General features: G+C 65.3%; 12 protein-coding genes. 6 read left to right on the forward strand and 6 right to left on the reverse strand.

The window, feature by feature from the left end; all coding sequences use genetic code 11:
- Nucleotides 1–5 precede the first annotated feature (5 nt).
- From ACEN42_RS04750 to ACEN42_RS04760, 3 genes are read left to right on the forward strand one after another with little or no spacing between them, the layout of a single operon-like run.
- Nucleotides 6–1418 (forward strand): sodium:proton antiporter, encoded by a 1413-nt coding sequence (locus ACEN42_RS04750; protein WP_371880762.1) that lies wholly within the window; start codon nt 6–8, stop codon nt 1416–1418.
- 9 nt (nt 1419–1427) lie between these two features.
- Nucleotides 1428–2408: a D-glycerate dehydrogenase gene (locus tag ACEN42_RS04755; RefSeq protein WP_238215466.1), complete on the forward strand. Its 981-nt coding sequence runs from the start codon at nt 1428–1430 to the stop codon at nt 2406–2408.
- Nucleotides 2405–3865 carry a DNA recombination protein RmuC gene (locus tag ACEN42_RS04760; RefSeq protein WP_371880763.1) on the forward strand — a complete coding sequence of 487 codons (1461 nt, stop codon included), beginning with the start codon at nt 2405–2407 and terminating at the stop codon, nt 3863–3865. Before ACEN42_RS04755 ends, ACEN42_RS04760 begins: the two co-directional genes overlap by 4 nt.
- Nucleotide 3866: 1 nt before the next feature.
- Here the strand turns inward: ACEN42_RS04760 and ACEN42_RS04765 are convergent, their stop codons facing one another.
- The 6 genes from ACEN42_RS04765 to ACEN42_RS04790 all read right to left on the reverse strand — a co-directional run bounded on the left by ACEN42_RS04765 (nt 3867) and on the right by ACEN42_RS04790 (nt 11351).
- Entirely contained in the window at nt 3867–4358 is a 492-nt protein-coding gene (locus ACEN42_RS04765) for an N-acetyltransferase family protein (RefSeq protein ID WP_371880764.1), read from the reverse strand.
- On the reverse strand, nt 4355–4630 hold the full coding sequence (locus tag ACEN42_RS04770) for a hypothetical protein (protein ID WP_008342276.1): 276 nt from the start codon (nt 4628–4630) through the stop codon (nt 4355–4357). The genes ACEN42_RS04765 and ACEN42_RS04770 overlap by 4 nt, the downstream gene beginning before the upstream one ends.
- Before the next feature lie 64 nt (nt 4631–4694).
- A complete protein-coding gene (glp, locus tag ACEN42_RS04775; protein ID WP_371880765.1) occupies nt 4695–5999 on the reverse strand; it encodes a gephyrin-like molybdotransferase Glp in 1305 nt (434 codons plus the stop codon).
- Between the two features lie 102 nt (nt 6000–6101).
- Nucleotides 6102–6722 carry a molybdenum cofactor guanylyltransferase MobA gene (gene mobA, locus ACEN42_RS04780; protein WP_371880766.1) on the reverse strand — a complete coding sequence of 207 codons (621 nt, stop codon included), beginning with the start codon at nt 6720–6722 and terminating at the stop codon, nt 6102–6104.
- A gap of 16 nt (nt 6723–6738) precedes the next feature.
- Nucleotides 6739–7845 carry a GTP 3',8-cyclase MoaA gene (gene moaA, locus ACEN42_RS04785; RefSeq protein WP_371880767.1) on the reverse strand — a complete coding sequence of 369 codons (1107 nt, stop codon included), beginning with the start codon at nt 7843–7845 and terminating at the stop codon, nt 6739–6741.
- Nucleotides 7846–8048: 203 nt separating this feature from the next.
- Entirely contained in the window at nt 8049–11351 is a 3303-nt protein-coding gene (locus ACEN42_RS04790; RefSeq protein WP_371880768.1) for an Rne/Rng family ribonuclease, read from the reverse strand.
- Between the two features lie 892 nt (nt 11352–12243).
- Between ACEN42_RS04790 and rluC the strand changes: the two genes are divergently transcribed.
- From rluC to ACEN42_RS04805, 3 genes are read left to right on the forward strand one after another with little or no spacing between them, the layout of a single operon-like run.
- On the forward strand, nt 12244–13242 hold the full coding sequence (gene rluC / locus ACEN42_RS04795) for a 23S rRNA pseudouridine(955/2504/2580) synthase RluC (RefSeq protein ID WP_035501695.1): 999 nt from the start codon (nt 12244–12246) through the stop codon (nt 13240–13242).
- Nucleotides 13243–13902 carry an HAD-IA family hydrolase gene (locus ACEN42_RS04800; RefSeq protein ID WP_371880769.1) on the forward strand — a complete coding sequence of 220 codons (660 nt, stop codon included), beginning with the start codon at nt 13243–13245 and terminating at the stop codon, nt 13900–13902.
- Nucleotides 13899–14285, forward strand: coding sequence for a Rieske 2Fe-2S domain-containing protein (locus ACEN42_RS04805; protein ID WP_035501689.1), 387 nt, complete (start codon nt 13899–13901; stop codon nt 14283–14285). Before ACEN42_RS04800 ends, ACEN42_RS04805 begins: the two co-directional genes overlap by 4 nt.

A 14285-nucleotide genomic window follows, 5' to 3' on the forward strand; every position in this document is an offset into this window, starting at 1 on the left:
GCACGATGCGACGTTTCGTTTCCGGCGCGCTGTGCGCGGGGCTGGCGCTCATCGCCGCACCCGCCAGCGCGGCGACACCCGATGGCGCGACGCTTCCGGCTACGTGGGGCATTCCGTTCATCGGCGTCCTGCTTTCCATCGCGGTGTTTCCGCTGATCGCGCCGAAGCTCTGGCATCACCACTTCGGCAAGATCGCGGCCGCGTGGACCGTCGCGTTTCTCGCGCCGTTCGCGCTCGCGTTCGGACCCGGCACGGCGGGCGGCGTACTGGTTCATGCGATGCTCGAAGAGTACGTGCCGTTCATCGTCCTGCTGGCGTCGCTGTATACGGTCGCGGGCGGTATCTGCGTGCGCGGCAATCTGCACGGCTCGCCGCGTCTGAATACGGGGCTGCTCGCGCTCGGCACCGCGCTCGCGAGCATCATGGGCACGACGGGCGCAGCCATGCTGCTGATCCGTCCGCTCTTGCGCGCGAACGACAATCGCAAGCATGTCGTGCATGTCGTCGTGTTCTTTATTTTTCTTGTCGCGAATGCGGGCGGCTCGCTCACGCCGCTCGGCGATCCGCCGCTCTTCCTCGGCTTTCTGAACGGCGTCGGCTTCTTCTGGACGACAGTGCATCTCGCACTGCCGATGCTCTTCGTCTGCGGCGTGCTGCTCGTGGTGTTCCATGTGCTCGACAGCTACTACTGGCGCAGGCACGACGCGCGGCCCGCCTTTCTCGATCCGACGCCCGACACGCCGCCGCTCGGTATCGACGGCAAGATCAATTTCGCGTTGCTCGCGGTGATCGTCGTGCTCGTGTTGATGAGCGGCGTATGGAAGCCCGGCATCGCGTTCGACGTGTTCGGCACCGAGGTGAAATTGCAGAATCTCGTGCGCGACGTGCTGCTCATGGCCGTGCTCCTTGCCTCGCTCGCGCTCACGCCGAAAAGTGCGCGCGCGGGCAACGCGTTCGACTGGGCGCCCATCGCGGAAGTGGCGAAGCTGTTCGCGGCAATCTTCATTACGATCGCGCCCGTCATCACGATCCTGCGCGCGGGCGAGGCGGGCGCGTTCGCCGGCATCGTGCACGCGGTGTCGGATGCGCACGGCAAGCCGATCGACATCGCTTACTTCTGGGCGACGGGCCTGCTGTCCTCGTTCCTCGACAACGCGCCGACCTACCTCGTGTTTTTCAATCTCGCGGGTGGCGATGCGCACACGCTCATGACCACCGACGCCACGACGCTCGCCGCCATCTCCGCGGGCGCGGTCTTCATGGGCGCGAACACGTATATCGGCAATGCGCCGAATTTCATGGTGAAGGCGATCGCGGAATCGCGCGGCGTGCACATGCCGAGTTTCTTCGGCTATATCGCATGGTCGGGCGTGGTCCTCCTGCCGATTTTCGCCGTTCTGGGCTGGCTATTTTTCTAGGAGCAATCGATGAAGAAGGTACTTGTCGCGCGTCCCACTTTTCCCGATGTGATCGAGCGCCTGAAACAGTATTTCGATGTCGACGTGAATCTCGGCGACGTGCTCCCGCAGGACGAGTTCGCGCGCCGTATCGCCGACAAGGACGGTGCGTTCACCGCGGGCGAGTGGGTCGGCGAGAAGGAACTGGCGGGCGCACCGAACCTGAAAGTCGTCGCGAACATGGCGGTCGGCTACAACAACTTCGACATGAAGGCCTTCGACGCGCACAAGGTCCTCGGCACCAACACGCCGAACGTGCTGAACGAGACCACTGCCGATTTCGGCTGGGCGCTGATGATGGCGGCTGCGCGCCGCGTCACCGAATCCGAACACTATTTGCGCGCGGGCAAGTGGCAGAAGTGGTCGTTCGATTCGTTCCTCGGCGCCGATGTGTACGGATCGACGCTCGGCGTGATCGGCATGGGGCGCATCGGACAGGCGCTCGCGCGGCGGGCGGGCGGCTTCGACATGCGCGTGATCTATCACAATCGCTCGCGTGTCGCGCCCGAGATCGAGGCGCAGCTGAACGCCGAGTACGTGTCGAAGGAAGACCTGCTCAAGCGCGCGGATCATGTCGTGCTCGTGCTGCCGTACACGAAGGAGAACCATCACACGATCGGCGCGTCCGAGCTCGCGCTGATGAAGCCGACGGCGACGCTCACGAACATCGCGCGCGGCGGAATCGTCGATGATGCGGCCTTGATCGTCGCATTGCGCGACAAGCGCATCGCGGCGGCGGGCATCGACGTGTTCGAGGGAGAGCCGGACTTCAACCCGGATTTCCTGCTGCTCGACAACGTAGTGCTGACGCCGCACATCGCGAGCGCGACCGAGGGGACGCGCCGCGCGATGGCCAATCTGGCGGCGGACAACCTCATCGCCGGGCTCGGCGAAGGGCCGCGCGCCGGAAATCCGCCCAACCCGATCAATCCGGACGTGCTGAAGAAATGACGGAATTGCTGTATGGCGCTGTCGCTGCGTTGGCGATCGCGCTGGTCGTGTCGCTTTTTGCGCTCATCGTCGTGATACGGCGTAACTCGAACGCGCATATTTACGATGAATTCGAGGCGCTCACCGATCGCGTGAACGACATGGGCGAGGCGCATGCGCGCGCGCAAGAGCGGCTCGAACGCGGGCTGCGCGGCGACATTGCCGAGAGCGCGCGCGTGTCGCGCATGGAATCGCAAAGCGGCTTCACGCAATTCCATCAGACGCTCGCGACGCAACTGGCGAGCACGTCGAGCGTGCAGAACGCGCAGTTCGACGCGCTCGCCCAGCAACTCGCGCAACAAAGCCAGCAGGCGCGCGAGGATCAGGGCAACGCGTTGAAGCGCTTCGCTGATTCGATGTCGCTGCATCTGTCGCAGATGTCGGAGGCGAACGAGCGTCGGCTCGGCGAGGTGCGTGCGACGCTCGAAGCGCGTCTGAAGGACATCGAGGCCAACAACGCGACGAAGCTCGACGAGATGCGCCGAACCGTCGACGAAAAGCTGCACGCAACGCTCGAACAGCGGCTCGGCGAGTCGTTCAAGCTCGTGTCGGACCGGCTAGAACAGGTGCATCGCGGGCTCGGCGAAATGCAGACGCTCGCGGCCGGTGTCGGCGATCTCAAGAAGGTGCTCACCAACGTCAAGACGCGCGGCATCTGGGGCGAAGTGCAGCTCGAATCGCTGCTTGAGCAATTGCTTACGCCGGACCAGTACGCAAAGAACGTCGCGACGATTCCGAAGAGCAACGAGCGCGTCGAATTCGCGATCAGGCTACCCGGCCGGCACGATGCGCCAGGCGCGCCGGGCGACGCCGCGACGCCCGTGTGGCTGCCTATCGACGCGAAGTTTCCTCGTGAGGACTACGAGCGCCTGATCGACGCGCAGGAAAGGGCGGACGTGGTCGGAGTCGAAGACGCGTCGCGCGCGCTCGAAGGCCGCTTGCGCGCGGAAGCGAAATCGATCGCGCAAAAGTACGTCGCGCCACCGCACACCACGGACTTTGCGTTGCTCTTTCTGCCGACCGAAGGACTCTATGCGGAGGTGTTGCGCCGCCCCGGCCTGAGCGATTCACTGCAGCGCGACTATCGTGTGACCATCGCCGGGCCGACCACGTTGACCGCGCTTCTCAACAGCCTGCAGATGGGATTCCGCACGCTCGCCATCGAGAAGCGTTCGAGCGAAGTGTGGCAGGTCCTCGGCGCGGTGAAGACCGAGTTCGGCAAGTTCGGCGAAGTGCTGGCGAGAACGAAGTCGCAGCTCGAAACCGTCACGCGCTCGATCGAAGCGGCGCAGACGCGTACGCGGCAGATGGGCAAGCGCCTGCGCGATGTCGAGGCGCTGCCGGGAGAACAGACGGCGGGGCTGTTGGGCGATGCGCTTGGGGATCCGTCATCGCCGGAAAGCGACGACGACCTGTGACTTACTGCGCGAGGCGTTCGAGCGGCTCGCCCGTCACGCGCACGATGCGCCAGTCGGGGAGAACCGTCGCGCCCATCTTCTCGTAGAAGTCGATGGCGTTCTGATTCCAGTCGAGCACCGACCACTCGAAGCGGCCGCACTGACGCTCGACCGCGAGGGCGGCGAGCTTCTTCAGCATCAGCGTGCCGAGACCGCTGCCGCGCATCGACGGACGCACGTACAGGTCTTCGAGATAGAGGCCACGTTTGCCGAGGAAGGTGGAGAAGTTCTGGAAGAAAAGCGCATAGCTCACGACTTCCCCTTCCTGCTCCGCGACGAGCGCTTCTGCGGCGGGACGCGCGCCGAAAAGGGCCTCGTGCACGCCTTCCCTGGTCGCGATGAACAGATGCGTGAGTTTCTCGAACTCCGCGAGCTCGTACATCAGGCCGAAAATCGCGGCGACGTCGGCGGGCGTGGCCGCGCGGATCGTCGCATTCCCTTTCGCGGTGCTCATGCTTCCTCCGGCGCGTCGGACAGCACGATTTCGATGCCGCCGAAACGCGACGCCACCCAGTTGTACGCGTGGCACGCGATCCACAGCAGGATGAAACCGAGAATCGCGTTGAGCAGCAGCGCGCTCGTGACGGTGCTCACTTCCACCGAGCCGTATCGCACGAACGCGACCACGACGCCGAGCAGCACGATGGGCACGCTGAAAGTCAGGTACACGAGGATCAGCGCCTTGGCGGTTTGTCCGGGTGCAATGAATGAGATCTGCTTTTTCATGGAAGGAAAGCCCCGTCTATCGATGTAGGAATGTTTGTGCTGGCGACGTTCGTTGCGGCGCGCGTCAGATCAGGCCGTCGAACGGCACGATCTCGATTTCGTCGCCGGCGTCGATGTCGCCGCGCGCGTGCTCGAGCACGATGAAGCAGTTCGCTTCGCTCATCGAGCTGAGCACGCCGGAACCTTGCGGGCCGGTGGTGACGACGCGAAAGCGGCCGTCGTCGTCGCGCGTTGCGATGCCGCGTTGGAACTCCGTGCGGCCCGCGCGTTTTTTCATCGGCTCGGCGGCGCTCGCGCGGATGACCGTGAGCGGCTGGCGCGTCGCGCCGGACATCGCAATCAGCGCTTCGCGCACGATGAAGTAGAAGGTCGCCATCACGGCAACCGGATTGCCCGGCAAGCCGAAGAAGAGCGCCGACTTGCCCGTGCCCGCGCGCGCGCCTGACCACAGGCGGCCGAACGCGAGAGGCCGGCCCGGGCGCATCGCGATCTTCCAGAAGGCGACGTCGCCGAGCGAATTCATCAGTTCGCGCGTGAAGTCCGCATCACCGACAGACACGCCTCCCGAACTGATGACGACATCCGCGCTTTCGGTCGCATGGCGCAGCGCCTTTTCGAGCGAAGCGCGGTCGTCGCGCACGATGCCGAGATCGACCGTTTCGACGCCAAGGCGCTTGAGCATCGCGAAGAGCGTGTAACGGTTGCTGTCGTAGAGACTGCCCGGGCTCAGCGTTTCGCCGACCGAGCGCAATTCGTCGCCCGTCGAAAAGAAGGCCACGGTGAGGCGCTTGCGAACGGATACTTCGCCGATGCCGAGCGACGCGAGCAGACCCAGGTCCGATGCGCGCACGATGCGGCTAGCGAGCAGCGCCGGCTTGCCTTTCGCGAGATCCTCGCCCGAGAGACGCCGGTTCTGGCCCGCGCGGATCTTCGCGGTGGAGAAGCGGATCGCATCGCCTTCGCGCGTGACGAGCTCCTGCGGCACGACCGTATCGCAGCCCGGCGGAATGAGCGCGCCCGTCATGATGCGCACACACTCGCTCGTACCCGGCGCGCGTTCGAACGGCTTTCCTGCGAGCGCTGTGCCCGCGACGGACAAGTCAATCGTATCGCCGCCGCGCGAGAGCGCCTCGCCGGCGAACGCGTAGCCGTCCATCGCGGAGTTGTCGAACGCAGGCACGTCGATGGGCGAGATCACGTCGTCGGCGAGCACGCGGCCGAGCGCGTCGTGCAGGCCCACGCGCTCAACGTGAGCGTCCCGCGTGCGCGGCATGGCCCACTGACGCACGATTTCCTGCGCGGCTTCGACAGGAAGCGCATTCGGATCGTACTGGGCGACGCAGGCGGAGAGGTCCTTGGACGTGGTCATGAATCGGCGTGGATCGCGCCGGAACCCGGCGAAGAAGCAGCCACGAGGCCGCGCGGTGGTAGAACGCCTGTACGCGGATTGCCGCAATGGCGGACGTGAGAATCAGCGGCGTTCCAGCTCGGCCAGCTGCTGTAAATCATTGATATTGTAAAACGCGCGTTCATCGTGAAATCGCACTTCCACCGGCCTGTGGCGCGCGTACCACGCGCGGACCTTGCGTTCTCCGCGGTCGAGCCAGGCGTCGAGATCGTCGGCGAGCGAGGTGCGCAGGAGCGCGAAAACCGGGTGCGCCATGACTTGCCCGGACGCATCGATTGTTGCGGCGTACGCAACGTCGCCGCCATGCGCGTCGAGCGCTTGCATCAACGTGGCGCCGATATGTTCGTCGACGAAAGGCGCGTCGCAAGGCGCGGTCAGCACATATTGCGTGGTCGCGGCGCGCAGTGCGGCGGCGATGCCGGCGAGCGGCCCCGGATAATCCGCCCGCGTGTCCGGGATGACGCGCGCGCCGAACGCAGCGCCGAGGCGCTCGTAATCTTCGATCGAACGGTTTGCGCTGATCAGGAGCGCGTCGGCCTGAGGCGCGATGCGCCGCATGACATGCAGTGCGAGCGGCTCGCCGTGAAACGGCTGCATGCCTTTGTCGACGCCGCCCATGCGCGAACCGCGTCCGCCCGCGAGCACGAGCGCGGTGACAGTCGAGGCGGAATGGGCGTTCAGCACGAGCGATCCGACGCGCTCAGCCGCCGATGTACGACATCTCGACGCGACGCGCATCGTCACGCGACGGCGCCGATGCGCTGCCGCGCAATTGCGAATAGCGGTCGCCGCGCGCTTCCCAGATGCGTGCGACGGCCGTCGCGACTTCCTCGTCGCTCGCGCCGCTGCGGATCAGGCCGCGCAGGTCGTGGCCCGATACCGCGAAGAGACACAGATAGAGCTTGCCTTCGGTCGAGAGCCGCGCGCGCGTGCAGGAGTCGCAAAAGGCGCGCGTGACGCTGGAAATCACGCCGATTTCGCCGCTGCCGTCGCGATAGCCCCAGCGCTGCGCCGTCTCGGCCGCGGTATGGGCTTCGAGCGGTTCGAGCGGGAAATGCGCGTCGATGCGCTCGACCACCTGCGCCGATGGCAGCACTTCGCTCATGTTCCAGCCGTTGGACGCACCGACATCCATGTATTCGATGAAGCGCAGAACGGCGCCGCTGCCTTTGAAATGGCGCGCCATCGGCACGATTTCCTGATCGTTCGTGCCGCGCTTCACGACCATGTTCACCTTGATCGGATCGAGCCCGGCGGCTTGCGCCGTTTCAATGCCGTTCAGCACGTCGGCAACCGCGAAATCGGCGTCGTTCATACGGCGAAAGAGCGCATCGTCCAGCGCGTCCAGGCTGACCGTGACGCGCGACAGGCCTGCGTCCCTCAGAGACCGGGCCTTGCGCGCGAGCAGCGAGCCGTTCGTGGTGAGCGTCAGGTCGAGCGGACGGCCTTCCGGCGTGCGCAGGAGCGCGAGCCGCTCGATCAGGAATTCGATGTTCTTGCGCAGAAGCGGCTCGCCGCCCGTAAGGCGAATCTTCTCGACGCCATGCGCGACGAACACGCGCGCAAGCCGCTCGATCTCCTCGAACGAGAGCAGGGCGGCGTGCGGGAGAAACTGGTAATCCTTGTCGAACACTTCGCGCGGCATGCAGTACACGCAGCGGAAGTTGCAGCGGTCCGTCACCGAAATGCGCAAGTCGCGCAGCGGGCGCGCGAGCGTGTCCATGAGCAGTCCGGACGGCGACGCCGTCACGCCGGAGAAATCCGGGATTGCGCTGACGTCGGCGAGAGGAATGATGCGTCGGGACATGATGACTCGGGGCTTGGCCTGCGGCCTTGTTCGAATGATGGTTACACCGTCTCATTTTAGCGGAACCGGACGCAAGGACGCACCGGCACTAAGTCGCGGTTTTCCCTTGTCATCGACCAAAAGAAAACGCCATCGACCGGAATCGATGGCGTTTTTTCTGCTGCTGCCGGTTCACCGAAGCGAACCGGCTCGTGCGAGCGCGCTTAGTGGACGTGCTTGCCCGTTTCCACTTGCTGCATCGGCGTGGTGTCGGCCGGCGGGAGCACCTTGCGCTCGCGCGGCACGCGCACTGCGGCCGGCTCGCGCGCGGCGGCGGCGTTCGCCTCGCGCAGCTTGCTTTCGTCAGTGTTGACCCAGACGAGACCGGCTTGCTCCAGCATCGGCATGAGCGTTTCGACGGCGATCGGCTTCGACGTCGCGGGCGCGGCCGGCGCGGCGGACTTCACCGGCTCAGCAACGACGGCGACCGGCTCTTGCGCGGCCACGGGCGCCGGCGCTTGCACTTCCGTGCTCTCGACAGGCGTTACCGGCTCGACGATCGTCGCTTCCGGCGTCGGCGCGACCGCTGCGGTTTTCACCGGCTCGGCGACTTCGACGGGCTCAGCCGCTACGGGCTCGACGGGCGTCGGCGCCGTTTCGACGGGCTTTGCCGCTTCGACCGGCTTCGGCGCTTCCGTCGCGGCGGGCGCGAACGGATCGGCGGTCGTCGTGTCGGCAACCTTCGGCGACGGGCCGAACGGATTCTCGACCGGCGTCGCGGAAGCGGGCTTCGCGAAGACATCGAACGTGGCCGGTTCGGGCGTCTGCGACTTCAGCTCGAACGGCTCGGCTTCGGCGGCCTTGGCGACCGGCGCTGCTTCGGCTGGAACGGGCGCTTGCTCTTGCGTTTCTGCCTTCGCCTCGACCGGCTGAGCAACCGGCTGCTCGATGACCTGTTCGACCGGTTGCGGTGCAACCGGGCGGCTTTCGCGACGCGCGGACGCTTCCTGCGCGGCTTCGGCGTCGAACACGCCGGCTTGCGCGGAGACGCTTTCGGCGGAGCCTTCTGCTTCGGCGACGTCGGCTGCGTGATTCACGGTCATGCCGTCTTCATCGCGATCGCGGCGGCCACCACGACGGCCACGGCGACGGCGGCGACGCTCTTCGCCCTCACGCGCGGCTGCCTGTTCGGCGGCATCGATGCCGGCTTGTTGCGCATCGAGATTGAGTTGCGTCGCTTCGACGATTTCCGACGGCACCGTTTCGCCCTGCGTCAGCGCCTCGACGGCGGCTTCCGGTTGCGGCTTGCGGCGCTCGCCGCGTTCCGTGCGCTCGGTGCGTTCGCCGCGATCAGTGCGTTCACCGCGTTCGGCACGCTCGCCACGGTCGGGGCGTTCGCGGCGTTCCTGACGCTCGGCCCCTTCTGGACGGGCGGCGCGTTCCGCGTTGCGATCGCGCGTTTCACGCGGTTCACGGGCTTCACGTGCTTCACGCGGCTCGCGGGGTTCGCGTGCCTCACGCGGTTCACGGGTCTCGCGCGGCTCGCGGACTTCACGCAGTTCACGTCCTTCACGGCCGCCACGCGGTTCGCGATCCTCGCGACGCGCGCCCTGGCGGCTCGCGCCGTTGCTACCCGTCGCGGTGCCTGCCGCAGCGCCTTCGCGTCCGGCGCCGCTGCCGCCGCCACGACGGTTGCGATTGCGATCGCCGCCGCCCGTACGCTCGCCGCGTTCACGCGGAGCGCGCGTGGCCGGTTGAGCTTCCACGGGCGCCGGAGCGGGCTGCGCTTGCGACTGAATACCGAACAGATTCTTGATCCACGCGATGAAACCGCCGCTCGCCGGCGCGGGCGCCGCAACGGGCGCGGCCTCGACGGGCGCCGGCTTGACCGGTGCGCTCGGCGCCGGCTTTTCGGGCGTGATGCCCTTCACGGCCGCTTCCTGCTTCGGCTTCACTTCCTCGGTGCGCTTGCTGTAGCCGGTTTCCGACTCCAGTTCGCTTGCAGCTTCGACGGCCATCTTCCACGACGAGCGCGGTTCGTCGAGGCGCGCATCGTCGTGACGCAGACGTTCCAGCTTGTAGTGCGGCGTTTCGAGATGCTTGTTCGGGATCAGAACGACGTTGACCTTGAAGCGCGACTCGATCTTGTTGATTTCCGAGCGCTTTTCGTTCAGCAGGAAGGCGGTCACCTCGACCGGCACCTGGCAATGGATCGCCGCGGTGTGTTCCTTCATCGCTTCTTCCTGAATGATCCGCAGCACTTGCAGCGCGGACGATTCGGTATCGCGGATATGACCCGTGCCGTTGCAGCGCGGGCAGGTCACATGGCTGCCTTCGGACAGCGCCGGGCGCAGACGCTGACGCGACAGCTCCATCAGGCCGAAGCGCGAAATCTTGCCCATTTGTACGCGCGCGCGGTCGTGCTTGAGCGCATCTTTCAGGCGCTGCTCGACTTCGCGCTGGCTCTTCGCCGACTCCATGTCGATGAAGTCGATCACGATCAGCCCGCCCAGATCGCGCAGACGCAACTGGCGGGCGACTTCGTCGGCGGCTTCGAGGTTGGTGCGCGTGGCGGTTTCCTCGATATCCGCGCCCTTGGTCGCGCGCGCCGAGTTCACGTCGATGGCGACGAGCGCCTCGGTGTGATCGATCACGATCGCGCCGCCCGAGGGCAGCGGCACCGTGCGCGAGTAAGCGGTTTCGATCTGATGCTCGATCTGGAAGCGCGAGAAGAGCGGCACGTCGTCGTGATAGCGCTTCACCTTCGAGAGGTTGTCGGGCATCACGATGTCCATGAAGGCGCGCGCCTGATCATGGATTTCGGTCGTGTCGATGAGGATTTCGCCGATGTCCGGCTGGAAGTAATCGCGGATCGCGCGGATCACGAGGCTCGATTCGAGATAAATGAGCATCGGCTGGCCGGCGACGCCGCTCTGCGACGCGGCTTCGATCGCGCGCCAGAGTTGCATCAGGTAGTTCAGGTCCCACTGGAGCTCTTCCGCCGAACGGCCGATGCCGGCGGTCCGCGCGATGATGCTCATGCCTTCCGGCAGTTCGAGCTGCGCCATGGTTTCGCGCAGTTCCTGCCGCTCGTCGCCCTCGATCCGGCGCGACACGCCGCCGCCGCGCGGGTTGTTCGGCATCAGGACGAGGTAGCGTCCGGCCAGCGAAATGAACGTGGTCAGCGCCGCGCCCTTGTTGCCGCGCTCTTCCTTCTCGACCTGAACGATGAGTTCCTGGCCTTCGCGCAGCGCGTCCTGGATGCGCGCGGAGCGCATCTCGACGCCATCGCGGAAATACTGGCGGGCGACTTCCTTGAACGGCAGAAAGCCGTGGCGGTCTTCGCCGTAGTTGACGAAGCAGGCTTCGAGCGACGGCTCGATGCGGGTGATGACTCCCTTGTAGATATTGCCTTTGCGCTGTTCGCGCCCGGCGGTTTCGATGTCGATGTCGATGAGCTTCTGCCCATCGACGATGGCGACGCGCAATTCTTCTTGCTGCGTCGCGTTAAACAGCATGCGTTTCATGAAACGGCTCCAGAGCGGCTCCGTCCTTCCTCGTCGGGCGAATCGGCGTCAGTGACAAGTAACGTCACGCGCGCGAAGCGGGAGGGTGGGCGTGCCACGCTTTTTTGTGTGTTGTCACAAAGCACGCTGGAGCGGGACTTCTGGCGGGAGAATTGCCGAAAGCAGGCGTTGGCGCCCGAATGGGGCAGCCGCGCCGTGGGGCTCATTGCGAAACAACTGCGAGGCGTCGGATGCGTCGCGCGGCGCGTGGCGAGGATGAACGGCGGCGCTGCGGCTGCGCGTCTCAAAAAAGACGCGCCGAACCGACCCGCGCTCTTGCGAAAAGCCTGATTCCTCCCAACGGCGGCTGCGGGACGAACGGTCTCGCGCAAACCAGCGCGATGCTTCGTGACCGATCCTCTTCGCTGCCATACCGCGCCGGCGCGGCCGCGGGCTCGATTGCTCCCGTCGGCTCGCGGCCGTGTGTCTCGCCTCATTTTGCGGCGTCGCCGCGCTTCGCAGAATTCAGCGCAGCAGCGGTTTTCGCCGGCAATTGTTCGCAAAACCGGCGAGCGTCGATTTGCCTATTTCTCCCGCTCGATGGCAGGGTCGATTCGGGCTGGCATCCGGCTTTGCTTGCCGGGCGCCGTCGCTTCTCGCCGATAAAATTCTTTTTGACCAAAAATCCGTTACCGTCGACGATCGACTCGACCGAACGCGCCTGTGGGCTCCGTCCCTGCCGGTGATATCGCCGTGCGTGCAACTCGTCGCTCTCGATTTCCGGGTGAGCAACCGACCTCGGGCGCAAGTAAAATGATGGTTTATCGCTTGCACCTGTACAGTCTGATCAATCTCGGCCGCTGCTTGATCTTAAGCGTCGACCTTTTCAGGCTGTTCGCAAATTATATTCAGAATGAATGAGTTAGGCAAAACATCCCATAAACGGGTCGCAAGCGAGCAAGTGTCGATGATCGAAGTCGACGAAACCGCCGCCGGTCAGCGAATCGACAACTTTTTGCTGCGCGTCTGCAAAGGCGTCCCCAAAAGCCACATTTACCGCATTCTCCGCAGCGGGGAAGTGCGCGTGAACAAGGGGCGCATCGACGCGGCGTACCGGCTCGAACTGGGCGACCTCGTGCGCGTCCCGCCGATTCGCACCGCGCAGCAGGACGAGGCGCCCGTTTCGTCGAATGCGCCCGCCGCCGAATTCCCCATTCTTTTCGAGGACGACCATCTGATCGTCATCGACAAACCGTGCGGCGTCGCGGTGCATGGCGGCAGCGGCGTCGCGTTCGGCGTGATCGAGCAATTGCGCAATGCGCGGCCGCACGCGAAGTTCCTCGAACTGGTGCATCGGCTGGATCGCGAAACCTCCGGCGTGCTGATGCTCGCGAAAAAGCGCGCCGCGCTCGTGAATCTCCATGAGCAGATCCGCGAGAATCGCATCGACAAGCGCTATTACGCGCTCGGCCACGGCGACTGGCAGAGCGACTGGGGCCGCCGACGCATCGTGAAGGCGCCGCTGCACAAGTACGTCGCGGCGGACGGCGAGCGACGCGTGCGCGTTCAGGAGAACGGTCTGCCGTCACACACGGTTTTCAATCTGATCGAGCGCTGGCACGACTACGCGTGGGTCGAGGCGGAACTGAAGACGGGGCGTACGCATCAGATCCGCGTGCATATGGCGAGCATCGGCCTGCCGATTGCTGGCGACGCCAAGTACGGCGATTTCGCGCTGAACAAGGATTTGGCCCGTCCGAACGCCAAACCGTCGCTGAAACGCATGTTTTTGCACGCATATCGTCTGAAAATTACCCATCCCGCGACGGGCGAGCCGTTGCAGTTCGAAGCGCCGCTGCCCGTCGAATGCAAGCGGGTCATCGAGCAACTGAAAAATCGAGAGACAGCGTAAATGGCGCGGCAGCAATTTGATCTGATCATTTTCGACTGGGACGGCACGCTGATGGATTCGACCGCCCACATCACGCGCAGCATTCAGGCTGCGTGCCGCGACCTCGGGCTGCCGGTTCCGGCGGATGAATCCGCGAGCTACGTGATCGGGCTGGGACTGAAAGACGCGCTGCAAATCTGCGCGCCGACGCTCGATCCGTCCGACTATCCGCGCCTCGCCGAGCGTTATCGGTTTCATTTCCTGACGATGGGTCAGAAGACCGAACTCTTCGACGGCGTGCGCGAATTGCTGCAGGAACTGCGCGATCTCGGCTATTTTTTGGGCGTCGCAACGGGCAAGAGCCGCGTCGGGCTGAATCGCGCGCTCGACGAATCGCGGCTCACGAGCCTCTTCGACGGCACGCGCTGCGCCGACGAAACATTCTCGAAACCGCATCCCGCGATGCTCCACGAGCTCACGCGCGAACTCGGCCAGGATCTCGGGCGCACGGTGATGATCGGCGACACGACGCACGATCTGCAAATGGCGATCAACGCGGGCGCGGCGGGCATCGGCGTCGGCTACGGCGCGCATCCGGCGGATTCGCTCGCGGCGCTCAAGCCGCAGTTTTGCGCCGACAGCGTCGCTTCGCTGGCGGGCTGGCTGCGGGAGCACGCGTGACGGCGGCCGCGGGGGACGCGGTTCGCGTGTGCGCATCGGAAGAACTTGTCGATGGCGGCGCGGGTGTGCGCGTTCCGGCAACGGAAGCGAGCGGCGACGCCGTCGTCTTTTTCGTGCGCTACGACGGCAAGCCGCACGGCTACCTGAACCGCTGCGCGCACGTGCCGATGGAGCTCGACTGGAACGAGGGCCAGTTCTTCGAAAGCTCGGGCCTATACTTGATGTGCGCGACCCACGGGGCGATCTACGAGCCCGACACCGGCAAATGCGTCGGCGGTCCGTGCCGCGGCGCGCGCCTTCGGCCCGTGACCGTCGAGGAACGCGATACGCCGGAAGGCCGCGCGGTCTTCTGGCTCCCCGACGACGCGTTGCGTCCCGCCTGA

It is taken from the genome of Caballeronia sp. S22 (assembly GCF_964261745.1).
Classification (GTDB): Bacteria; Pseudomonadota; Gammaproteobacteria; order Burkholderiales; family Burkholderiaceae; genus Caballeronia; species Caballeronia jiangsuensis.